Source organism: Sphingomonas sp. 66-10 (genome assembly GCF_001897045.1).
Taxonomy (GTDB): Bacteria; Pseudomonadota; Alphaproteobacteria; order Sphingomonadales; family Sphingomonadaceae; genus Sphingomonas; species Sphingomonas lycopersici.
Genome location: NZ_MKRR01000154.1, coordinates 18,130 through 23,143, shown reverse-complemented (window position 1 = coordinate 23,143; position 5,014 = coordinate 18,130). Strand labels below are relative to the sequence as shown.

General features: G+C 66.6%; 5 protein-coding genes and 1 pseudogene. 3 read left to right on the top strand and 3 right to left on the bottom strand.

Features of this window, described 5'->3' with window-relative positions; all coding sequences use genetic code 11:
- Positions 1-13 precede the first annotated feature (13 nt).
- A complete protein-coding gene (locus BGN95_RS23910) occupies positions 14-709 on the top strand; it encodes an NF038122 family metalloprotease (protein WP_502688346.1) in 696 nt (231 codons plus the stop codon).
- A 53-nt stretch (positions 710-762) separates the two neighbouring features.
- Here the strand turns inward: BGN95_RS23910 and BGN95_RS23905 are convergent, their stop codons facing one another.
- Positions 763-2,157, bottom strand: coding sequence for an amino acid permease (locus tag BGN95_RS23905; RefSeq protein WP_286774246.1), 1,395 nt, complete (start codon positions 2,155-2,157; stop codon positions 763-765).
- Positions 2,158-2,338: 181 nt separating this feature from the next.
- On the opposite strand from BGN95_RS23905, the gene hemF reads away from it, so the two are divergent.
- Entirely contained in the window at positions 2,339-3,181 is an 843-nt protein-coding gene (hemF, locus tag BGN95_RS23900; protein ID WP_286774245.1) for an oxygen-dependent coproporphyrinogen oxidase, read from the top strand.
- Between the two features lie 8 nt (positions 3,182-3,189).
- Positions 3,190-3,783 carry a GNAT family N-acetyltransferase gene (locus BGN95_RS23895; protein ID WP_286774244.1) on the top strand — a complete coding sequence of 198 codons (594 nt, stop codon included), beginning with the start codon at positions 3,190-3,192 and terminating at the stop codon, positions 3,781-3,783.
- Here the strand turns inward: BGN95_RS23895 and BGN95_RS23890 are convergent.
- A complete protein-coding gene (locus BGN95_RS23890) occupies positions 3,753-4,499 on the bottom strand; it encodes a hypothetical protein (protein ID WP_286774243.1) in 747 nt (248 codons plus the stop codon). The two genes, BGN95_RS23895 and BGN95_RS23890, sit on opposite strands and share 31 nt — an antisense overlap.
- Positions 4,496-5,014: pseudogene (locus BGN95_RS23885) on the bottom strand (hypothetical protein); the annotation flags it as partial. The pseudogene BGN95_RS23885 and the gene BGN95_RS23890, both read right to left, overlap by 4 nt.

Here is a 5,014-nt window from a genome sequence, read left to right as displayed (position 1 = left end):
GCACGATCAAACGATCAAATTCTCGTCAAGCTCTTTCACATTCGATTACGATCCATCCAACAACATATCGTATCGCTTGGATTTTACCGCGGTCGCGCTGCATGAATTCGGCCATGCGCTCGGTTTCGAAAGCTCCACGGACCCTTATGATTCGATCGTGAGCCCCAATCCCGCGCTATTCGGTTACCAGGGCGAAAGTCTGGATGATTATCAGGTCACCAGGGTCTTCGATCTGTTCCGGCGCGATGCGATCTCGCCGGATCAGATCCAGCTTACGCCAGGCGAAGACGCCATCTTCAGCATCGATGGCGCCACCGTGTTCGAGGGCAACGGCTTTGCCGCTGAAACTCCAACCGGCACGTTCAACGGCGACGGCTATCAAGCGTCGCATTGGAAACTGCAGAGTTCCGGCTTCGGCTGCGCCGTCTCCAAACAAATCGGCGTGTTGGCCCCTGCGTCCGAATACTGCAAGATGGGCGCCGTTACCGCCAACGATCTCGCGGCATTCGACGCGATGGGCTATAATCTCGATTTCGATATTCTGCAGAACAGGGATTATTTGTTCACCACCGCCGACGTCTTTCGCCTCGATGGGCTGGCAGCCGTCCCGGAGCCGACGACCTGGGCGATGATGATCCTCGGCTTCGGCTTCATCGGCGGCGCGATGCGCGCCCGCACACGCGAGAGGAACGTGCGCTTCGCCGCCTGAGCGGCGCCGGACAAAAAAATGCGGCCCGCCATGCAAGGCGGGGCCGCCCCCGATCAGGCCACGCCGGCGTTGGCGCGGCGGCGGCCGTAGAGGAAATAGAGCACCAGCCCGGCAACGTTCCACAGCAGGAAATATTCCTGCGTGCGATGCGGCAGGCTGAAGAACAGATAGATGCACCCCAGCACCCCGATCGTCCCCACCAGCGGCGCGAACGGGGTGCGGAAGGTGCGCGGGGCATCGGGCGCACGGCGGCGCATCACCAGCATACATACGCACACCGCGACGAACGCCACGAGCGTCCCGGCATTGGCGAGCGCGGCGATCGCGTCGAGCGGCATCACCCCGGCGATGATCGCGACCAGCACCGCGGTGAGCAAGGTGATGCGGACCGGCGAGCCACGCCGCGAGACCTTCGCCAGCGCCTCGGGCAGCAGCCCGTCGCGCGCCATCACGAAGAAGATGCGGCTCTGCCCGAACAGGAAGCCGAGCAGCACCGTCGGCAGCGCGACCACCGCGCTGACCGCGAGGAAGGTCGCGAACCCCGGGCGCCCGATCTCGCGCAGGATCAGCGCGAGCGGCTCGGGGCTGTCGGCGAAACGCGTGAACGACAAGGCGCCGACCGCGGCGACCGCGACGAGCATATAGATCGCGATGCATGCCATCATCGATCCGACGATGCCGATCGCCAGATCGCGCCCCGGATTGCGCGTCTCCTCCGCCGCGGTGGAGATCGCGTCGAAGCCGTAGAAGGCGAAGAAGATGATCGCCGCCGCCGCCATCACCCCGCGCTCGGCGCCGCTGTCGGTGACATGCTTGGCGAAGCCGAACGGCATGAACGGATCGAGATTGGCGCCGTTGAAATGCGGCAGCGCGATCGCGACGAACACCGCCAGCGCGATCATCTTGATCACCACGAGGACGGCATTGAGCGTCGCGCTCTCGCGCGTGCCGGCCATCAGCAGCCCGGCGACCACCGCGATGATGAATACCGCGGGGACGTTCATCAGCCCGCCCAGCGCCGGTCCTTTGGTGAGCTCGGCCGGGAAGCCGAAGGGGGTCAGCAGCGGCGCGGCATAGCCCGACCAGCCGACCGCGACGGTCGAGACGACGAGCGAATATTCGAGGATCAGCGACCAGCCGATCACCCAGGCGATCACCTCGCCGAGCACCGCATAGCTATAGGTATAGGCGCTCCCCGAGGCGGGGATCATCGTCGCCATTTCGGCATAAGCGAGCGCGGCACAGGCGCAGATCGCGCCAGCGATGACGAACGACAGGATCACCGCCGGCCCGGCGCGATCCGCGCCGACCCCGATCAGCGTCAGGATGCCGGTGCCGACGATCGCGCCGACGCCGAGTGCGACGAGATGCGGCCACGACAAAGTCCGCGCCAGGGCGCGCTCCGGCGGTTGTTCGACGATCGTCTTGCGACGCAACAGGCTGGCCATTCACGCCCCCCTCAATGGCTTTGCTGGATGGTCAGGCCGTAACAGATGAGACGAGCAGTGCAAACCTCGCCCCCGTTCTGCGCGCGCTGCTGCTGGTTTCTCCTCGCTCTGGCGCGAACCGAGGGAAGAAGAATCCGCGCAACGGTTGCCAGCCCGCCGGCCGATGCTTACCGCCTGTCCGATGCAACCGCTTGACGAACAACAATCCACCGCGCGTGCCTGGTTCGAGCAACTCCGCGATCTGATCTGCGCCGAATTCGAGGCGATCGAGCGCGAGGCCGGGTCCGACGCGCGGTTCGATTATATCGCCTGGGATCGCGCCGATCCGAGCGGCGCGCCGGGCGGCGGGGGGGTGCGCGGGGTGATGAAGGGCCGCGTGTTCGAGAAGGTCGGGGTCAACGTCTCGACCGTCGGCGGCGTGTTCGAGGGCGAATTCGGCAAGACGATCCACGGCGCCGCCGAGGACCCGCGTTTCTTCGCCACCGGGATCAGCCTCGTCGCGCATATGGCCAACCCGCACGTCCCCGCGGTGCATATGAACACGCGTTTCCTGGTGACCACCAAGCGCTGGTTCGGCGGCGGGGCGGATCTCAACCCGCCGCTGCCGGTGGCCGAGGATACCGAGGATTTCCACGCCACGCTGAAGGCCGCCTGCGATGCGCACGACCCGGTGCATTATCCGCGCTTCAAAAAGTGGGCGGACGATTATTTTTATATCCCGCATCGCAAGGTGCATCGCGGGGTGGGCGGGATCTTCTACGATCATCTCGAGGGCGATTTCGCGACCAATTTCGCCTTCACCCAGGATGTCGGGCGCGCGTTTCTCGCGGTTTTCCCGCGTATCGTGCGGCGGCGGATGGGGCTGCCGTTCACCGAGGCGGAGCTGGCCGCGCAGCGCGAATGGCGTGGGCGCTATGCCGAATTCAACCTCGTCTACGATCGCGGCACATTGTTCGGGCTCAAGACCGGGGGCAATATCGACGCGATCCTGATGAGCCTGCCCCCGCTCGCGACCTGGAGCTGAGCCGCGCGATGGGCCTGACCCCGGTTCCCGACGACCAGCTCGCGACGATCGTCACCTCGCTGGTGATGACGCGGCGCCCGCCGCTCCGCCCCTCCGCGCCGAGCGCGCTGCGGCTGGTGCATTGGCTGGCACCGGAGCCCGACAAATATCGCGCGCTGTTCCGCCGCGTCGGCGGGCCGTGGCTGTGGTATTCGCGGCTGGCGATGGACGATGCGCGGCTGAGCGAGATCATCCGCGCGCCCACGGTGTCGGTCTTCGCGGTGGTCGATCGCGCGGGGATCGAAGTAGGGATGGTCGAGCTCGATCACGCCCAGCCCGGCGTGTGCGAGCTTTCCTATTTCGGGCTGGTGCCCGAACTGGCCGGCAAGGGCCACGGGCGCTGGCTGATGAGCGAGGCGATGACGCGGGCGTGGCGCGCGGACGTGACCAAGGTGACGGTCAACACCTGCACGCTCGATCACCCTTCCGCGCTCAATTTCTATCGCGCACAGGGCTTTGTCGCGGTCAAGCGGACGATCGAGACCTTTCCCGATCCGCGCGTGCTGGGGCTGTTGCCGGCGGACGCCGCGCCTCACATCCCGTTGCTGACGAGCCGGCGATAGATCGCGATCCCGACCCCGAGGATCGCGATCTGATAGGCCGCCTCGGCCGCCGCCATCACCGCATCGGCCAGCGCGAGCACGATCGGATTCTCATGCCCCGCCGAGCGTAGGAAGCTGTCCGCCGGGCTCAGCGGCACGCGGATCAGATATTGCGCGAGGAAGATCAGCACCACCGCGCCGAGCACGCCCCACCATTCGCCGCGCGTCACCCGCCAGCTTCGCCCGACCGCGCGCGCCGCGCCGATCGGCGCCTCGACCACCAAAGCGGGGATCGTCGCGATCAGCCGCGCCTGCATGTAGAGGCCCGGCAGCACGAACAGCCAGAACCCCAATGAGATCGGGATCGCCATCAGCAGATAGGCGAGAGAGAACCGGCCGAAGCGCCGCGCCGCGGTGATCAGCGCGGTGCGCACATCGGGGCGCGCCGGGTGGATCAGCAGGATGGTGAGCGCCGCCATCCCATAGATGCCGACCAGATTGACCAGCAGATACCAGCCGGCATTGGCCTGCATCCAGCTATAGATCGCCTGCGCCCATGCCTGCATCGCGGCGCGATCGCCGGTCGATTGCGGCAGCGCGGGCGGCGGCGCGACGAGCAATTGCACCGCGAAATTGGGCAGGAACAGGAACGGCGCCGCGACGCGCAGCACCAGATCGCCCTCGCGGCGCAGGATCGTCCATGCGTCGGCGAGGACGCGACCAAGAGTGAGTTTCATGCCCGATCGAGCTGTTCGCGCGCGGCGCCGTAGAATTGGGCGCTGAATACCGCCTGCACCACGCTGAAACCCGCGGTGAGCACGCTGGTCGCGAGCGCGACGAGCAGGAACGCGCCGGTCCGGCCGAACACGATCTGCCCGACGCTGCCGAACACCCAGGTCACCGCGGTGAGCAGGACGACCGCGACGATCGCATAAAGGACCATCACCCCGAGCAGCTTCAACGTGCTGCCGCGCGTCAGCGCAAAGGCGCGGGCAAAGGCGCCGAGCCCGCGCCGCTCATTGGTGACCACCGCAAACAGCGGGACGAGCCGCGCGCTGACCCACAAGGCGGCGATCGCAAGGATCAGGAAGCCGATCATCGCGCTGCCGGCGCGCGACGGATCGATCACCGGCGGCGCGCCCTGCTGCAGCTTCGCCATGTCGACATTGCCCGCGAGCAGCCAGGTCATCGGCACCGCGACGACGATGACCGTCACCAGCATCGCCACCAGCAGCACCCCGATCCCCGCGGG

Bases quoted from the DNA above. Each gene is read 5' to 3' on its own strand.
- BGN95_RS23905 (WP_286774246.1), bottom strand. From the start codon at position 2,157: ATGGCCAGCCTGTTGCGTCGCAAGACGATCGTCGAACAACCGCCGGAG.
- hemF (WP_286774245.1), top strand. From the start codon at position 2,339: ATGCAACCGCTTGACGAACAACAATCCACCGCGCGTGCCTGGTTCGAG.
- BGN95_RS23895 (WP_286774244.1), top strand. From the start codon at position 3,190: ATGGGCCTGACCCCGGTTCCCGACGACCAGCTCGCGACGATCGTCACC.
- BGN95_RS23890 (WP_286774243.1), bottom strand. From the start codon at position 4,499: ATGAAACTCACTCTTGGTCGCGTCCTCGCCGACGCATGGACGATCCTG.